The organism is Lwoffella lincolnii, from assembly GCF_002014765.1.
In the GTDB taxonomy this organism is placed as follows: domain Bacteria; phylum Pseudomonadota; class Gammaproteobacteria; order Pseudomonadales; family Moraxellaceae; genus Psychrobacter; species Psychrobacter lincolnii.
Genome location: NZ_MUYT01000008.1, coordinates 115548 through 131119, shown reverse-complemented (window position 1 = coordinate 131119; position 15572 = coordinate 115548). Strand labels below are relative to the sequence as shown.

Here is a 15572-nt window from a genome sequence, read left to right as displayed (position 1 = left end):
GTGATGATGATTTTTTGTTTACTGATTGGCTAAAAATCACATCAATTGGCTTGCATTTGGTAAAAAATGCTTTATAATAGCCGTCCTATTGGAAGCGTGGCAGAGCGGTTGAATGCACCGGTCTTGAAAACCGGCAAGGGTTTATAGCCCTTCGAGAGTTCGAATCTCTCCGCTTCCGCCAAGTTTTTTATATTCAATGTCTTACATTCCACAGTTAAGTTAAGACTAAATTGCGAGTACGCAGTAACTTAACTGGTAAGACGTTTCCAAACACACACTTAAGCTAATTCGTGTCTATGACAATTCTAACGGTAGGATTAGCTTAAAATAAGAACCTAAGATGTACGGTGTGTCGTACGGGCGGTTGCCACTATCTTAGGCTTGCGGTAGGGCTTCACCGTCTTGCAGAAGGAATCCCCGAACGATAGGGGGGAGGAAGTCAATCTATAACTTCTTTGCCACCATAACCGCCCTTATTGGACGGTGATAGCCTTCAAGGGTTTTTTTGGCATCATTTGGGTCAAGAAAATCTGCCAATGATTGATGAACCATCCAGTTGGTTGTTCGCTGTTCATCGGTGCTGGTGATGTCTATGTCCACACAACGAATGTCGTCAAACCCTGCTTTTGCTAACCACACACTCAACGCCGATACGGACGGTAAAAAATACACATTATTCATCTGAGCATAACGCCCTTTTGGCACAAGTACGGTCGTTTCATCACCTGGGACCACCAAGGTTTCTAGTATCAGCTCGCCCCCTTTGACCAACTGTCCTTTTAATTGCTGCAAAAAATCAAACGGTGATGCTCGGTGGTATAAAACACCCATGCTAAACACAGTGTGAAATAAGCCATCTTGTGGATTTTGGCTTTGGGGCAGGGATTCTAATCCAATGGGGATAAAATGAATGGGTGATTGATTAAAACGGTTACGCATGTCGCCCATAAAATGTCTGATTGCCATAAATTGATGATAAAACAGACAAGACGGGTCTATCACCATCACGGTATTTGCACCAGCGCCCACCATTCGCCAGCCGTGATAACCAGAACCACCACCCACATCCAGCACTCGCTTTGCTGTTAAATCACTGATATGCGGAGCAACCCTGTTCCATTTGTAATCACTTCGCCATTCGGTATCTATGTGGATTTGACGCTCATCATTGTCCAATGGCTTGTTGCCTAAAATAAAGCCACCTTTTCTCCATGGCATGAGTTTTTTGAGCAATGCGTTGGTTTGTTTGTACTGTTCGATTGTCCAGTCAAATTCGGCAGTGATACAGGCTTGGTTTAGGTCAATCTTTGGTTCATCAATACTGGGTAATCGCTCAATCAAAGACGCATAAAATGGGGCATGAGCATGGCGGTTTTTGTCTTTGATTTGGGCAAGCCAGCTTGGCAATTGAGTAAGCCATGCTTGAGCAATCGGATATTTGTTAGCCAGACTCAATAGGGTTAAATACAGCTGTTGTTCAGCGTGAAAAATGGTGGTCATGGGTTGATTGCTCCAAACACACATTGTCATGTCTTGTGTATGACATCTTGTATATGATGTTTTGAGAATAAAATGAATGATTCACTTAAAGGCAATGACAGACGCAAAGTTTAAAAATTGAAACCATGTCAAGCTTCTATAAAATCCCACCTGTTGTAACCGCTGATGATGACATGCCAACGTATCAGTCATTAACACGTTTTCTAACGCATTACGTTTGCCACTAATTTCAAGCTCGCTATAGCCATTGGCACGTTTAAAATCGTAATAACGCTCTACCCGCCAAGCATCATCTTGTTCATCGGTTAAGTGGGTTTTTTCGGTTAAAATTAAAATACCACCTTCTGCTAACGCATCATGGCATTTTTGTAACACCGCAACACGCTTTGCCACAGGCAAAAATTGTAGCGTTAAATTCAATACAATCATATCGCATGCTTGTAGTGTGATGTCGCAAACATCAGCACATATCAGCTCAATATCATGATTAGGGTGATGCTCACTCATTACAATTCGGGCTTTATCTATCATTGGCTCAGATAAGTCAATCGCTTTAATTTGCAAATCTTGTGGGGCAAATTCACTTGCCAACGCCAAACTCACCGCCCCAAGTGAACAACCCAAGTCATACACACGGCTGATTTTTTCTCCCACCCCATCTGTACCACGGGTTTGACGAAAGCCACAATGACGGCGAGCAAAAATTGGTAGCATTGCCAACATTTGTCCATATCCGGGAACACTGCGACGTATCATATCAGGAAAACAAGCGACCACCTGCTCATCAAAACTAAAGCGAGCATCGGCATCAAGGGGCGTGGTAAAAAGGGTATCGTGTTTAGATGGCATGGTGGTGGTCATGTCAGTTTGTGTGATTGGTTTGGTAATGACTCAAAAATTATTTAACACACTCAATCAGATAACTTGCGTTATTTCTGTTATTCTACCATTTTAATCTTGTCTAAATCATAGGAAATTGCGATGCAAAGTATCATTCTAGGTGGTGGTTGTTTTTGGTGTACCGAATCGGTATTCCGTCAAGTTAAGGGCATAAGCCAAGTAACCTCAGGCTATGCAGGTGGTGATGCTGACACTGCCAATTATAAAGCGGTGTGTGGCGGTGATACAGGACATATTGAAGTAATTAAGGTACAATTTGATGATGCCATCATCTCGCTACAGACGATTTTGGACATCTTTTTTACCATTCATGACCCAACCACCCAAGACCGACAAGGCAATGACGTGGGGCGACAATACGCTTCGGTGGTGTTTTATGCTGATGACGAGCAAAAAGCCGTCGTTAATCATACCATTGCTAAGCTAAAAGAAGACGGCATCGCCATCGTAACTGAAGTGTATTCTGCTCCCACTTTTTATCCTGCTGAAGAGTATCATCAAGATTTTTTTAGCAAAAATCCTAGTCAAGGCTACTGTAACTTAGTCATACCCCCAAAATTGGCAAAACTGCGTGGACATTATGCTCAGTGGTTGGCATAAAAAATGCCAGCATGTCATGAATTTATGCAAAACTGCTTGACAAAAAAAATCCTGTTATATAAAATACCCATCGCTTTAGGGGCTATAGCTCAGTTGGTAGAGCACTTGCATGGCATGCAAGGGGTCAGCGGTTCGACTCCGCTTAGCTCCACCATTATTTTTGTGATACTTTTAAGGCTTAGCAAGCCTGCTTTAAAAAAGTCAGCACTTCATTTTCCTAGGCAGATATCATAATGAGAGTGCTGAGCAACTTAAAATATAAGCCACGCAAAAATAATTCTCTTGCGTCCCGTTCGTCTAGAGGCCTAGGACCCCGCCCTTTCACGGCGGTAACAGGGGTTCGAATCCCCTACGGGATGCCACTTATTCCATAACTCTGCGTTATCTGAATCCAGCTCCGCCATTACTTCAAATAATGTGCAAGCTGGATTTTCTTTTTTTGCTATTTCCGCAATTCTTAATATTTCTGCTGGACTTGGTTTGTAGCGGTCTTTTCTGATGTCTGTTATTTTGCTTTTTGCTACATTTAGTTTCTCTGCTATGGCTGTATAACTACCAAGCTCTAATCTAGCCTCGTCTATCAATCGAATAATATTCATTTTTCTTACTCCGTACATATTATCCGTATTTTGTATTGACACGGATAATCAAGCATGTTAGCATTTAAATAAATACGGATTTTCCGTATTTTTTATGAATTACTTGTACGAATTTTCCGTAAAAAGTATTTTCAACCCCAAATCATACCATAGATTGAACGATGAATACATTTACAGTTTTATAGCTTTTCTTGATAGTAGTTATTTGCTTTCTAGCTCTTTAGCAAGCTTATAAAAGACTCTAAGTAGTATTAGTTTTTCATACATATATATTCCTTAACCAAAGGAAAAAAAACATGACAATGACAGGCATACAAGTTCTTCAATCATTGTTTTACATTTATTTTTTCGTTGGTTTCATTATTGGCGTTGTATTTGTTTTGTCATACAACTTTAGTAACAGACTAAAGCAAGGGCAAAAAGATGATAGTCACTAAAACTTGTTTTTATCTAGTTGGTTTTGCTTTGGCTTGGTTGTTAGCTTTTAACGTATCTGAGCTACTTATTCAAAAACTTTCTAATAGTAATCAGCAATTTAAGGTATCACCAAAAATCATACCACAGGACGTAAGAAAATGAACGAATCCTTTATGAGACTCTTTCTTTACTCTTTTGCCCTATTTTCTGGATATGGCTTTGCTCGCTTTGTTAAAGACTTAATCTTTTATTTTTATTATCGCAATAATAATAGCAATAGCGAACAAGCCAACAAGAAAGAAAGCGTCTAACGGATTAGCTTTCAAATAGTCAATAAAAGCGTCAATTATTATCTTATTTCCTTTTTTTACCACACTGGACTGAGTGTTTATGTCTAAATTTAACTATCAAGCTCATTTTTCTGACCTCATTAACTTTGGTGCAATACGTGACAAGGTTTTTTCTGCTCACTTAAAGCCACCAATGACTTATGAACAATGTTTTGATGTTGTTAGCTCTCATCATTATCCTTTAACTTTAGAAGAAATTCATTCCTTTTCTAAAGCATTGAAAGATTATTCAGATTATTCAAACACTGATTTTTTCTTTTGGATTACCCCTTGCTCTTCCCCTGTTGTCCCAGCTTATTTTCCAAGTCAAATATGAGTAATTTTTCTAAATTCTAACGAATAAATTAGGTCGAGTTTTAGCAAAAAGGCAGCTTTATCGCCTTTTTGCTAAAACTGACCCAACAACCGAAGGGCGTTAGTAAGCCATTAAAAAGGATAATTAAATGTTTTGTTACGCATGTTCTAATGAATTTGATCCATCTTATGACGAATGCCCCTATTGCGGTGCAAATGCAGATGGCTTTTTTGAATACGCTTCAGAACATGATTCATCAGAAGACTATGCCACTACTTATGAATGTGAAAACTGTGGTCAATCTGTCCAAATTGGTGAATCTGAATGCCCCAGTTGTGGTCATTATGAAGACATACCTTTTTAACTGCTGTTGCGTCAGGGGCACGCCAAGATAGAAAAAAACCATTAACACCAAATAAAGCCACTTAGGATAAACAATCATGGCAATGTTTGTATACCACACTCAAAGAGACTTTGACCAAGCAAGCTTAGACAATGTATCACGCATTATTACTGACTACGCATCAATAATCAATGCTGATGGCAACATAGCAGACATCAGTCAAGAATGCTTAGAACACATCGAATACATTGCTAACCGCATTGGACACAAGACCGTCACCATTACAACCTACCTAGACCTAATCACAGAAAACAACAAAGAACTAGAAGACTTTCATGACAACGGCAAACTGTCTAAATCTCGTCCCCTTGGTTTTTCTCAGGGGAATGACCCCCGATTTGTAACACGGGGGTAACACGGGGGTAACGAACAATGGCAGCCCGTAAAACGCAGGTTAAAAAAATAACGAGCCGTGAAGATTACTGCTCAAAAATCATGCAAATAGCCAAAAAGCAAACACTGACAATAACAAACGGCAAAAAACAAATAGAAGTTCCTGTCCGTGTACCTGTAGCAGGTCAGCTAGTAACCATTGATGCCCTAAATTACGTCACATCAATATCATCCTATGACCATGGCAACAGCGTTAACGATGAAAACTATTTTGAAAGCTTTATCAGAAATCCAGAACACACCGATGACGAAAAAAACAAAGTTGCTGATGAATTAGCCGATGAAATAGCACTCACGCTAGGTCAGCTATTTGGTAAGCCCTTTACCGAAATAAGACGCAATGTCAAAGGCTTACACGGCTATAAATACCAATACACCATAGGACATGACGATTACACACTAGGCAAGATTGCCTTTGGTGGCAACAAAAGCACCGTACTAATCATGATTACTGGTAAAGGCTGTTATGAAGCAAAAGATACGTGGGAATACTTTCTTTACGACTGGCTCAATAAGCAAGAAAAAGCAAAGATAACACGCATTGACTTAGCACTTGATGATTTTGGTGGCGAATTTTCATCAGCTGAGCAAGCAAATGAAGCTGACAGCCAAAACAAATTTAGCCTCAATAACCGCCAGCCTAAGGTCCAGCATCTTGGCGACTGGAAACGTCACGAAGGTGAAGGCAGAACCCTGCAAGTCGGCAAACGTGAAAACGGCAAAATGTACCGTGGCTATGAAAAAGGCAAACAGCTTGGTGACCCTGAACACCCATGGTTTAGAAGTGAAATAGAGTTTAAAAACAAAGACCGCATCTTGCCCCTTGACATGCTGATAAGTCCAACGGATTACTTCGCTGGTGCGTATCCCTATGCCTTGGAGCTTATCGAATACAAGCACAAAGAAATATTTCAAACTTGCAAAAAAATTGAAACGCAAAAAGTTGAAAGTGAAATCAGCTTTCACAAAGCTGTATCAATCATGAAAAAGCAGTTTGGCAAATATATAAAAACCTTTCGTGAGCTTTTGCCTCAAGACGAAAAAGACACAATCATTCTTGATTTAATCCAAACTGACAAAGCTCATGACTATGTACCAAAGCGTTTAAGAGTTACTGACAGTTATTTTCAAAAATTAGCAGGAGTGGCAGAACCTGTTAATCATTGCAACTTCTGCCCAATACCAATTTAAGGAATTTTGCCATGTTACAAGAAGTCATCATCACAGGTGCCAAAGCGTCAAAAGGTGAATATGAAGGGCGTTTTTATGATACTACCAAACTTTATATTCAAATCCCATTTGACCCCACAAATCCTGAACAAGCTGGATTTGCCACGGTTGAAAACAACTGGGGTGATAGTACCAACTTTCAAAAAATTAAAAACCTGAATTTTCCATTTAAAGCTGAAATCGAAAAAATGGAAGTAACTAGTGGTCGAAGCACAAAAAACATTGTCATTGACGTAAAACCAATTCAAACCACACAAACCAAATAACAAAGGATTTTGCAATCATGGCTTATGTATGTGCTGAACTGGAAACAGTTAGGAACATTTACGGCGGTTATGACTGCAAAACGTGGGCGGTACAACAATCTACGCTCACAGACTTAGCCATAACAGGCGAGCAAGCATTAGGTTTAACTTCAATGTCTGTTACTCTGTTTATGCTGGTTTTTTCATATAAGATTGTTAAAAAAATGTTGTTCTCAATATAGGAACTAATGTCATGAACACTAACAAAGAAAACGGCTCTCTTGTTGCCGTAAAACAAGAAAAAACTGGCTTTTTCACTCGTGCTATTGCTCCTGCAACTGCCATTGGTGTCTTAGCATTGTCATCAGCTCAAGCACAAGCTGCACTTGATTTATCAGAGCTGACAACACAGATGGAAGGTGTAAAAACAGCTGTCACTGCTGTAATCGCTGTTGCTCTTACTATCGGTGTTGCTATTGTCGGCTGGCGTTGGGTTAAGCGTGCTTTATTCTCTGTCTAACCACGTAACTACAAAAAAGCACAAGGTTATGGGCTGTTTTAGCCCATAATCAAAAGGATGGTACTATGTTAAATGCTATCTTCTCTGAATTGTTAAACACATTCACAGGCATTTTAAATGTCATTTTATACGTTTTATCAATATTTGTAGCCATTGCCATAGCATTGGTAGCTTATAAAAAATACCGCCAAGCAATATTTTTAGAAAACCCAAACTCAAACACAGAGTTTCAAGCATTTTATCAAAATAGACAAGACAACTACAAAACTGAACATGAAGCCGCCAAAGACTTTTTAAATTTTAAAAAACTGGCTGCCGAATACGAATTACTACACGCAAGTGACATAAAAAAGCAACAGCTCAGAGAACAAAAACAGCAACGCAAAGATGCTTATTACTACCTTAAATCACTTGACTTAAACAACGTTAAGCTTGATGAGCATCAATATGATTATGTTGGCTATGACCCACACCATGTTGCCCAAATGTATTATCAAGATGATGATTATGGTGATTACTACTATGATAATGACCTTGAATATGATGACTTTGGCAACCCAATTCAAACGAGATAATCAATGTTAATGTCAACAGAACCTAATATATTAAACTGGTTTTTTGTCATAATTGTCACTCTCTCTTTTTACTTATTGATGAAATGACATTTACTGCCTAAGATTTGCCAAATGACAAAACAAGCCCTAGCCATCTTACTAAGCATCATAATAGCGACATACCCACTGCTTGCCTATGCCAGTGTCGCATCATGGACAGCAACTAAGGTTAATGCAGTAGGCTCAACAACATTTGTAGAAGCAATCAAAGGCAATAAAAAATCAATAGCAAAAATAACCCCAAGTGTATCAGCAGTAAGCAAATTCTTACGCACATTAAACGGTTTATCCCTACTACACAGCACAGTAAGCACATTATTAGATGGTGTAGACTGGGTCATGACAGATGGCTCAGCAATCAAATACAAAGATTCAGCACAAGGATTTGAATACATATTTTATGGCAAATCTTTCACATCAGCAGAAGAAGCTTGTAACTATGCCAAATCTTCTGCATTTCTTGGTAGCCAAAGCAGATTTTATTCTCGTTTATCTAATGGATATGGCTCAGATAGAGGCAAATACTATCTGGCAATTAATCATTATAATTATGGCTGGTCTTTTAATTGTGTTATCAGTGTTGATTATATAGTAAATAAAGATGATATAATTCCAAGTGGTTATAAGGTTACCTATTCAGGCAGTAAATACGCCAAAGGCGAAATCATTGAAAAAACCCTACCACTTGACGCAGTTGCCGAACAAGCAATAGCTCAAGCAAAACAAGGCAACAAAGAAGTCCAAGCAGGCTTAGAACAAGTTGTCAGAGAAGCAATCAAAGCAGGCTCATATAACGAAACACTAGAAACCAATGCCACCATCATCAATGACCAAACAAACACAAATGAAACAAGCCAAACAAATCAAAACAGCAAAGACGAAACAAACAAAAAAGCACCACCAATTGACATATCAAGCATCACAAACGCCATATCATCACTAGCCAATCGCATATCATCAGATTTTGACAGATTAGCAGGCAAACAAGACCAAATCATATCAGAACAACAAACAACAACAAGGGTCATCAATACACAAACCGATGAAATACTAGAAAGACAAAAGAAAACCAAAATAGCAATAGATGAAATGCTTGTACAAGGCAAACTTGTCAATACAAACATAGACCGTGTCATAGATGAATTAAGAACAAACAAAGACGTAACCAAAGTAGGCTTAGACAACATACATGACGCACTTGAAAAAGGCTTAAACGGTGAACTCATCAACCGCAAAATAGATGAAGCCATTGAACAAGCAAAGATTAACAACCAAAATGCAACAGACGCATTTAAAGACGCAATCAACAAACAGCTAGAAGCTCAAGCAAGAGAAAATGAAAAGGTCGTATCATCAGTTAAAGACATCGAGTCAGCCATAGCCGAACTACAAAGACAGCAAGAACAAGCAAGGGCCCAAGCCAAAGCTGATGCCAAAGCCAACACAGACAGAATTGTTGAAGCCATTGAAGCTATTACAAAGGAAGAAGAATTAACCAAACAAGAAAATACAGAAATAAAAATAGATGAACCTAAAATACCTATCAATTCTGTTAATGTTTCTTTTGCAAAAACTTGCCCACCAGACACACAAATTCCATTTTCTATTGTTGGTAGACAAATGAACATAACCATTTCTTACGCTAACCTTTGCCAGCTTGCCATTAGCTTATCTTGGCTTGTTAAAGTCTTATCTACGCTTATGGCTGCTTATATTTTAACGGGCATTAAATCATGAAAGGTCTTGCATCGATACTAGCTAAAGTTTTAGAAAGTCGTGAAAGTGGGCTATTAAAAAATATCTTAACTGGTGCTGGCTTAACATTTGGTTCAACTATGGTTGTTACTGGTGCGATCAATACTTATATAGCTAAAATCACAAATGACCTTAACTCACTGCCAGCGAACATGCTAAGCCTAATGGGTTTATCAAGTATTGATTATGCTTTCTCTGTAGTTCTTTCTGCCGTGGTTGCTCGTTCAGCGATGAATGCCAGTGGCGTATTTCTTAAGAAAAAATAAGCGTGCCTAGGACGACGGCACGCCCCAAAAAAAAGGTTAAATTATGATTACACTGATAACGGGTACGCCAGGGGCTGGTAAAACCTTATATGCTGTCTCAAAAATTATTGAATACACTAAACAAAATGAAAAGCTATTACAAGAAGGCAAAGAGCCAAGAACAATTTATTCAGACATCGATGGCTTAAATATTAAAGGTGTTGAACCTGCCCCTGATGATTGGCGTGATACGCCTGATGGCTCAATCATCTTTTACGATGAAATACAACAAAGAAACGAATTTAAAAAATCTCGCTTTGAAAATGAAGTTTGTGACGCTCTACAAGTTCACCGACACACAGGACATGACATTTACGGCATAACCCAATTTCCAGTTTTGCTACACCCCAGTTTTAGAGCAGTCGTTGGTGTACATCTGCATTTGCACCGTGGCTGGGGCTTAACTGCTGCTACTGTCTATCAGTGGGCTTACTGTGTCGATGCCCCAAATGCACCAAGCAACAAAAAACTGGCAGAACATACTTTCAGATTTAACTACCCTAAAGACCTTTATAAGTATTATAAATCTGCCACCCAACATACGCATAAAGCACGCATACCAAAACGCATATTTGCTGGCATTGCTGGCATATTGTTAATGGGCTATTTCGCTTATAACCTGCTCTTTAAACAAAACAACTTTCTAACAACACTTTATGGCAAAGAACAAACAGTAAAAGTACAAGAAAATCCATATCAGCAAACCACATTATCAGTTAACACAGAGCAACAGCAAGCAGAAAAAATACAAAATCAGCAATATGAAACCCAATTGCAAACAGACATAGACAAACTCAACCAAGAAATACAAAAAATCCAGCTTGAACAGCAATTAGCCCAACTCAAACAGCAGTCACAGCCTGCCAATGTCATTAGCTTTGGTGGTAAATGCAAAACATACAGTCAAAGCGGTCAACACATACCCATGCCATTAGATGAGTGCATGCAATACGCTAATGGCGAAAAACCATTATTTAAACAGTCGGTTGATGCCCAATTTATGGCAAACAATTATTGATTTATACGCTAAAAGCGTATAATATTATCTTTCTTAGGGGGATTTATGCGACTACTACACTTTATTGAAACCACTGTTTTTACCAAACAAATCACTAATTTATTGATTGACGACAGTTATAGTGACTTTCAAAGTTTTTTATCTGAAAATCCTGAAGTTGGTGATCTAATACCAGGAACTGGTGGTGTCCGTAAAGTGAGGTGGGTATTACCCAATACTGGAAAAGGAAAAAGGGGCGGTATTCGTGTTTTGTATTACTACTTAGATGAGTTTGGCATATTTTATATGCTCTCGGTGTATGCCAAAAGCAATACCATTAATATTAGTGACAAAGACAAAAACCGCTTAAAACAAGTCATTTTAGCAATTAAGAAGGCACATAATGGATAAAGAAGATTTTGATTTATTGTTTGCATCTGCTCAAGAAGCATTAAGCATCGCCAAAGGTGATAAAAAACCATCTAGGGTATTTGTTGTTGAAGTACCTGATGTCAAAGAAATAAGAGACAAAACAGGTCTTTCCCAAATTGATTTTGCTAAGCGTCTGTGTATTAGCCCTAGAACCCTACAGAATTGGGAACAAGGCAGAACAAATCCTACAGGTCCAGCTCAAACATTACTTAGATTACTTGATAAACAGCCACAATTACTTGAATTGGCTTAATACTCTAATGGGTAATGTTGCCCTGCAATTTAGAGTATTTAAACATGATTTATCAAGAAATTTTACAGTTTTATCAACACAATGGATTATATCAATCCAATCATGAATATGGTGAGAAGTTTTATCACTTACAGTTTTTTGAGCGGTTAGAAAGCATCAGCATACAAGATATTCATGATTATGCCACCTTGCGTAATATGCCACCTTGCGTAATGTGCAAGGTGTCAAGAATGCGACCATTAACCGTGAGTTGACAATTATCCGCTCTGCGATTAATTATTATAATTTGCATCATGAAACAAATTATAAAAATCCATTCAATGGTTTTAAACTCTTTGAAGAAGTTTACTTACCAAGGTATCTATCTAGTGATGAATGCAAAAGGCTATTAGATACTTGCAAGAGATACCCTAACCCTATGTTCTATGTTTATATTGCCTTGTTGTTATACACTGGCTCTAGGTCTAATGAGATATTAACACTAACATGGAAGTGCGTTGACCTTGAAAACCGTTGTATCATCATTAAAAATTCTTTATCAAAGAACAAGAAAACGGTTTATAAGCCTTTGAATGACAAAGCATTACAGGTAATTGATGATATTGATTACATACATTATCAATGGGTCTTTTATAATCCTAAGACAGATTATCATTACAAGACATTTAGGGGAGCATGGGTGTGGGCATTAAAGGAATGTGGCTTACAATGTCGCATTCATGACCTGCGTCATACTTTTGCAAGCTTACTTGTAAAAAAAGGTGTTCCGTTATATCATGTGTCCCAGTTGTTGGGACATTCTGATACTCGCATCACTCAAAAGTATGCTCACTTGTCTACAGACACCTTGAAAGACGTGGTTGATTTGATTAATATTTAACAAATTGTTAGTAAGCTTAACACATTTGTGAATAAATCTAGCCCTTTCACGGCGGTAACAGGGGTTCGAATCCCCTACGGGATGCCACTTATTCAGCCAGTCTAGCCATAGACTGGCTTTTTCTTTGCTTTCTGTTTCTGGTTTGTAAGCTAAAACTGTATCTATTGGGTTTTGTGCCTACAAAAATTGCAAGTTTGGCTAAAAGTGTGTCACTGGGTTTTAGTCTTCTTCCTTTGTAATTCTTGAATGTGCTTGTTTTTTTTGTTGGGTTAATCGTCAGCACTTTTTGACTTCCCGCTTTGTTTATATGTTAAGATAACCAAAAGACATTTGTATCATAGGGGAGACATACAAAGGTATGCAGTTAAGCACCATCATCATGGCGGCAGGTAAAGGCACTCGCATGAAATCTACCAAACCAAAGGTATTACAGCCCTTGGCAGGTAAGCCTTTATTACAGCACGTTTTGGACACCGTCAAAAAAATTAATAGCCAAAATAATATCGTGATTTTTGGCTTCGCAGGTGAGCAAGTCAAACATGCGTTTTCACATGAAACAATAACATGGGTAGAGCAAACCAAACAGCTTGGTACAGGTCATGCGGTACAGATGGCATTGCCCATATTGCCAAAAACAGGCAAAACCTTGATTTTATCAGGTGATGTGCCACTGATTGGGGTGGATACGCTGAATAAATTGACCAACAGTCATGGCCCCTTTGCCATGCTGACCATGACGGTGGCGAATCCATTTGGACTTGGGCGTGTTGTCCGTGAAAATGGCAACCCAGATGGTAAAGTATTGGCAATTGTAGAGCAAAAAGATGCCACCGCAAGCGAACAGCTGATTACTGAGATTAACAGTGGTGTGTATTGTGTTGCTAACGACATTTTGCACCAGTATCTAAATCACCTTGATAATAACAACACCCAAGGTGAGTATTATTTAACTGATATTGTGAAAATGGCGGTTGCTGATGGCATTAAAATTGCCACTGTGTCTCCCACATTTGACTTTGAAGTCGCAGGGGTCAATGATCGTATACAGCTTGCCAATCTTGAACGCACATGGCAACAGCACCAAGCCAAACAACTGATGAAGCAAGGCGTGCATGTTCTTGACCCCAATCGTTTTGATTTGCGTGGGACGTTGGTATGTGGCACAGATGTGCAGATTGATGTGAATGTGATTTTTGAAGGTGATTGTCAGCTTGGTGATAATGTCGTCATTGGGGCAGGTTGTGTCATTAAAAATAGCGACATTGCAGATAATACGGTCATTGCCCCATACAGTCTGCTTGATAATGCCATCGTGGGGAAGAATAACCAAATTGGACCTTTTAGCCGTTTACGCCCCAAGGTGATGACCGCCAATCATGTGCATATCGGTAACTTTGTCGAGCTTAAAAACACACAAATGGCAGATGGGGCAAAAGCCAATCATTTGGCCTATTTGGGTGATGCCACCATTGGGCAAAAAACCAATATCGGCGCTGGAACAATTACGGCAAATTATGATGGGGTGAATAAATTTAAAACCAGCATTGGCGATGATGTGCGTATTGGTTCAAATGCGGTGTTGGTTGCTCCTGTTGCCATTGGTGATAAAGTTACCGTGGGGGCTGGCAGTACCATTACCAAAGATTGTGAAAGTGAAAAATTGGTGATTGCTCGTAGCCGTCAAATGGCAGTCGATGGGTGGGCAAGACCTGAGAAAAAGTCTTAATCATATGACCTCTACCAAAAACACAGATTGCTCTTTTTTATCTGCCAAGCTTTGTCCATCAACCCATCACCCACCATGTCCGAATTTTCCCTAATCCACACCCATTTTAAGCATCTAACCGCTCCCCACCAACATACCGTGTTGGGCATTGGTGATGATTGTGCCATCAGCAACATTCCCCCAAACAGCCAGCTGGTCAGCTGTGTGGATACGCTGGTGGCAGGGCGGCATTTTGTCCATGAGACCAGCCCCCACGCCATTGCTTATAAATCGGTGGCGGTCAATCTGTCTGACCTTGCCAGCATGGGAGCGACGCCCTATGCCATTTTGGTGGGCTTATCCTTACCAAAGTCCATGGCAAATGACGACTTTTGTCAGGCGTTTGCAGAGGGTTTGGCGGTGGCTTGCACACCGTTTGGGGTAGAGCTGATTGGGGGAGACACCACAAGCTCACCCATTTTAACGATTTCAGTAACGGCACTTGGATTTGTGCCACATGGGCAGGCAATCACACGCCAAGGGGCATGCGTGGGCGATGTGGTGTGTGTCAGTGATACGGTGGGGCTGGCAAGCCTTGCTTTGCATGGGATTTTGGACGATTTAAATGGAGACGGACACGCCAACCGACCACCAGAGAGCTTGCCTGAAAAATTACGCCAAGCCATGCAATACCCCGCCCCACAAGTGGCACTTGGCAAACGGCTCATCGGCTTTGCAAATAGCATGATAGACATCTCGGACGGTTTGGGGCAGGATTTGGGGCATATTCTGACTGCTTCAAATGTCGGTGCGGTGATTGAGCTTGATGCCATACCCAGCCATGCCTTACTTGATGCCTTGCCCCATGCCCAAAAATGGCAACATCAAATCAATGGGGGCGATGATTATCAGTTGTGCTTGACCATGACAAAACAAAATTTTAAAAAATTCAATCAATCATACCCAAACAGCATTTTTGCCATTGGTGAAATCGTGGCACAGAAAGGGTTAACACTGATGAATGATCATCAAAAAGTGGATTTAACAGTACAAGGGTGGGCGCATTTTTAAAATCGCACCACTTAAACTGACCCCATTAAAAAGCTTGCCCCATTAAAAACTTACCCCATTAAAAATGACCATCGTTAACATCGCATGACCGATAAACCAGCGATAACA

The 15572-nt window shown here is 39.7% G+C and carries 19 protein-coding genes and 3 tRNA genes; 20 read left to right on the top strand and 2 right to left on the bottom strand.

Annotated elements, in window-relative coordinates; genetic code table 11:
* Positions 1-90: 90 nt before the first annotated feature.
* Positions 91-181 (top strand) — tRNA-Ser (locus B0682_RS07165).
* Positions 182-444: 263 nt separating this feature from the next.
* Here B0682_RS07165 and cmoB read toward each other — a convergent pair.
* The gene (gene cmoB, locus B0682_RS07160) at positions 445-1500 is read right to left on the bottom strand and encodes a tRNA 5-methoxyuridine(34)/uridine 5-oxyacetic acid(34) synthase CmoB (RefSeq protein ID WP_078307796.1); all 1056 of its coding nucleotides are present in this window, start codon (positions 1498-1500) and stop codon (positions 445-447) included.
* 81 nt (positions 1501-1581) lie between these two features.
* A complete protein-coding gene (gene cmoA, locus B0682_RS07155; RefSeq protein WP_078307777.1) occupies positions 1582-2361 on the bottom strand; it encodes a carboxy-S-adenosyl-L-methionine synthase CmoA in 780 nt (259 codons plus the stop codon).
* Positions 2362-2481: 120 nt separating this feature from the next.
* On the opposite strand from cmoA, the gene msrA reads away from it, so the two are divergent.
* From msrA to thiL, 19 genes are all read left to right on the top strand, one after another.
* The gene (msrA, locus tag B0682_RS07150) at positions 2482-3000 is read left to right on the top strand and encodes a peptide-methionine (S)-S-oxide reductase MsrA (RefSeq protein ID WP_078307775.1); all 519 of its coding nucleotides are present in this window, start codon (positions 2482-2484) and stop codon (positions 2998-3000) included.
* Between the two features lie 78 nt (positions 3001-3078).
* Positions 3079-3154, top strand: a tRNA-Ala gene (locus B0682_RS07145).
* Between the two features lie 132 nt (positions 3155-3286).
* Positions 3287-3362, top strand: a tRNA-Glu gene (locus tag B0682_RS07140).
* Positions 3363-4406: 1044 nt separating this feature from the next.
* The gene (locus tag B0682_RS07135) at positions 4407-4682 is read left to right on the top strand and encodes a hypothetical protein (RefSeq protein WP_078307773.1); all 276 of its coding nucleotides are present in this window, start codon (positions 4407-4409) and stop codon (positions 4680-4682) included.
* A gap of 127 nt (positions 4683-4809) precedes the next feature.
* Positions 4810-5025: a double zinc ribbon domain-containing protein gene (locus B0682_RS07130; RefSeq protein WP_078307772.1), complete on the top strand. Its 216-nt coding sequence runs from the start codon at positions 4810-4812 to the stop codon at positions 5023-5025.
* Between the two features lie 76 nt (positions 5026-5101).
* Positions 5102-5419, top strand: a complete 318-nt coding sequence (locus B0682_RS07125) for a hypothetical protein (RefSeq protein WP_078307770.1) — start codon at positions 5102-5104, stop codon at positions 5417-5419.
* Between the two features lie 17 nt (positions 5420-5436).
* Positions 5437-6648 (top strand): replication initiation factor domain-containing protein, encoded by a 1212-nt coding sequence (locus tag B0682_RS07120; RefSeq protein ID WP_078307769.1) that lies wholly within the window; start codon positions 5437-5439, stop codon positions 6646-6648.
* Between the two features lie 11 nt (positions 6649-6659).
* The gene (locus B0682_RS07115; protein WP_078307767.1) at positions 6660-6953 is read left to right on the top strand and encodes a hypothetical protein; all 294 of its coding nucleotides are present in this window, start codon (positions 6660-6662) and stop codon (positions 6951-6953) included.
* Positions 6954-7185: 232 nt separating this feature from the next.
* Positions 7186-7452: a major capsid protein gene (locus B0682_RS07105; RefSeq protein WP_078307764.1), complete on the top strand. Its 267-nt coding sequence runs from the start codon at positions 7186-7188 to the stop codon at positions 7450-7452.
* A gap of 65 nt (positions 7453-7517) precedes the next feature.
* Positions 7518-8027 (top strand): hypothetical protein, encoded by a 510-nt coding sequence (locus B0682_RS07100; protein ID WP_078307763.1) that lies wholly within the window; start codon positions 7518-7520, stop codon positions 8025-8027.
* Between the two features lie 111 nt (positions 8028-8138).
* Complete coding sequence (locus tag B0682_RS07095) at positions 8139-9803, top strand: virulence factor TspB C-terminal domain-related protein (protein WP_078307761.1); 1665 nt, start codon at positions 8139-8141, stop codon at positions 9801-9803.
* Positions 9800-10087, top strand: coding sequence for a DUF2523 family protein (locus B0682_RS07090; protein WP_078307760.1), 288 nt, complete (start codon positions 9800-9802; stop codon positions 10085-10087). Before B0682_RS07095 ends, B0682_RS07090 begins: the two co-directional genes overlap by 4 nt.
* A gap of 43 nt (positions 10088-10130) precedes the next feature.
* The gene (locus B0682_RS07085; RefSeq protein ID WP_078307758.1) at positions 10131-11144 is read left to right on the top strand and encodes a zonular occludens toxin domain-containing protein; all 1014 of its coding nucleotides are present in this window, start codon (positions 10131-10133) and stop codon (positions 11142-11144) included.
* Positions 11145-11189: 45 nt separating this feature from the next.
* A complete protein-coding gene (locus B0682_RS07080) occupies positions 11190-11534 on the top strand; it encodes a type II toxin-antitoxin system RelE/ParE family toxin (RefSeq protein WP_078307756.1) in 345 nt (114 codons plus the stop codon).
* The gene (nadS, locus tag B0682_RS07075) at positions 11527-11808 is read left to right on the top strand and encodes a NadS family protein (protein WP_078307755.1); all 282 of its coding nucleotides are present in this window, start codon (positions 11527-11529) and stop codon (positions 11806-11808) included. The genes B0682_RS07080 and nadS overlap by 8 nt, the downstream gene beginning before the upstream one ends.
* A gap of 44 nt (positions 11809-11852) precedes the next feature.
* Positions 11853-12062, top strand: a complete 210-nt coding sequence (locus tag B0682_RS09655) for a hypothetical protein (RefSeq protein ID WP_240494914.1) — start codon at positions 11853-11855, stop codon at positions 12060-12062.
* Between the two features lie 164 nt (positions 12063-12226).
* The gene (locus tag B0682_RS09650; protein ID WP_240494919.1) at positions 12227-12688 is read left to right on the top strand and encodes a tyrosine-type recombinase/integrase; all 462 of its coding nucleotides are present in this window, start codon (positions 12227-12229) and stop codon (positions 12686-12688) included.
* Positions 12689-13046: 358 nt separating this feature from the next.
* Positions 13047-14414, top strand: a complete 1368-nt coding sequence (glmU, locus tag B0682_RS07065) for a bifunctional UDP-N-acetylglucosamine diphosphorylase/glucosamine-1-phosphate N-acetyltransferase GlmU (protein ID WP_078307753.1) — start codon at positions 13047-13049, stop codon at positions 14412-14414.
* A gap of 75 nt (positions 14415-14489) precedes the next feature.
* Positions 14490-15464 carry a thiamine-phosphate kinase gene (thiL, locus tag B0682_RS07060; RefSeq protein WP_169832908.1) on the top strand — a complete coding sequence of 325 codons (975 nt, stop codon included), beginning with the start codon at positions 14490-14492 and terminating at the stop codon, positions 15462-15464.
* Positions 15465-15572 lie beyond the last annotated feature (108 nt).

Bases quoted from the DNA above. Each gene is read 5' to 3' on its own strand.
- B0682_RS07100 (WP_078307763.1), top strand. From the start codon at position 7,518: ATGTTAAATGCTATCTTCTCTGAATTGTTAAACACATTCACAGGCATT.
- glmU (WP_078307753.1), top strand. From the start codon at position 13,047: ATGCAGTTAAGCACCATCATCATGGCGGCAGGTAAAGGCACTCGCATG.
- B0682_RS07095 (WP_078307761.1), top strand. From the start codon at position 8,139: ATGACAAAACAAGCCCTAGCCATCTTACTAAGCATCATAATAGCGACA.
- cmoB (WP_078307796.1), bottom strand. From the start codon at position 1,500: ATGACCACCATTTTTCACGCTGAACAACAGCTGTATTTAACCCTATTG.
- B0682_RS07085 (WP_078307758.1), top strand. From the start codon at position 10,131: ATGATTACACTGATAACGGGTACGCCAGGGGCTGGTAAAACCTTATAT.
- B0682_RS07080 (WP_078307756.1), top strand. From the start codon at position 11,190: ATGCGACTACTACACTTTATTGAAACCACTGTTTTTACCAAACAAATC.
- B0682_RS07115 (WP_078307767.1), top strand. From the start codon at position 6,660: ATGTTACAAGAAGTCATCATCACAGGTGCCAAAGCGTCAAAAGGTGAA.
- B0682_RS09655 (WP_240494914.1), top strand. From the start codon at position 11,853: ATGATTTATCAAGAAATTTTACAGTTTTATCAACACAATGGATTATAT.
- B0682_RS07125 (WP_078307770.1), top strand. From the start codon at position 5,102: ATGGCAATGTTTGTATACCACACTCAAAGAGACTTTGACCAAGCAAGC.
- nadS (WP_078307755.1), top strand. From the start codon at position 11,527: ATGGATAAAGAAGATTTTGATTTATTGTTTGCATCTGCTCAAGAAGCA.
- B0682_RS07135 (WP_078307773.1), top strand. From the start codon at position 4,407: ATGTCTAAATTTAACTATCAAGCTCATTTTTCTGACCTCATTAACTTT.
- B0682_RS07105 (WP_078307764.1), top strand. From the start codon at position 7,186: ATGAACACTAACAAAGAAAACGGCTCTCTTGTTGCCGTAAAACAAGAA.
- B0682_RS09650 (WP_240494919.1), top strand. From the start codon at position 12,227: ATGTTCTATGTTTATATTGCCTTGTTGTTATACACTGGCTCTAGGTCT.
- B0682_RS07120 (WP_078307769.1), top strand. From the start codon at position 5,437: ATGGCAGCCCGTAAAACGCAGGTTAAAAAAATAACGAGCCGTGAAGAT.
- cmoA (WP_078307777.1), bottom strand. From the start codon at position 2,361: ATGACCACCACCATGCCATCTAAACACGATACCCTTTTTACCACGCCC.
- B0682_RS07090 (WP_078307760.1), top strand. From the start codon at position 9,800: ATGAAAGGTCTTGCATCGATACTAGCTAAAGTTTTAGAAAGTCGTGAA.
- B0682_RS07130 (WP_078307772.1), top strand. From the start codon at position 4,810: ATGTTTTGTTACGCATGTTCTAATGAATTTGATCCATCTTATGACGAA.
- msrA (WP_078307775.1), top strand. From the start codon at position 2,482: ATGCAAAGTATCATTCTAGGTGGTGGTTGTTTTTGGTGTACCGAATCG.
- thiL (WP_169832908.1), top strand. From the start codon at position 14,490: ATGTCCGAATTTTCCCTAATCCACACCCATTTTAAGCATCTAACCGCT.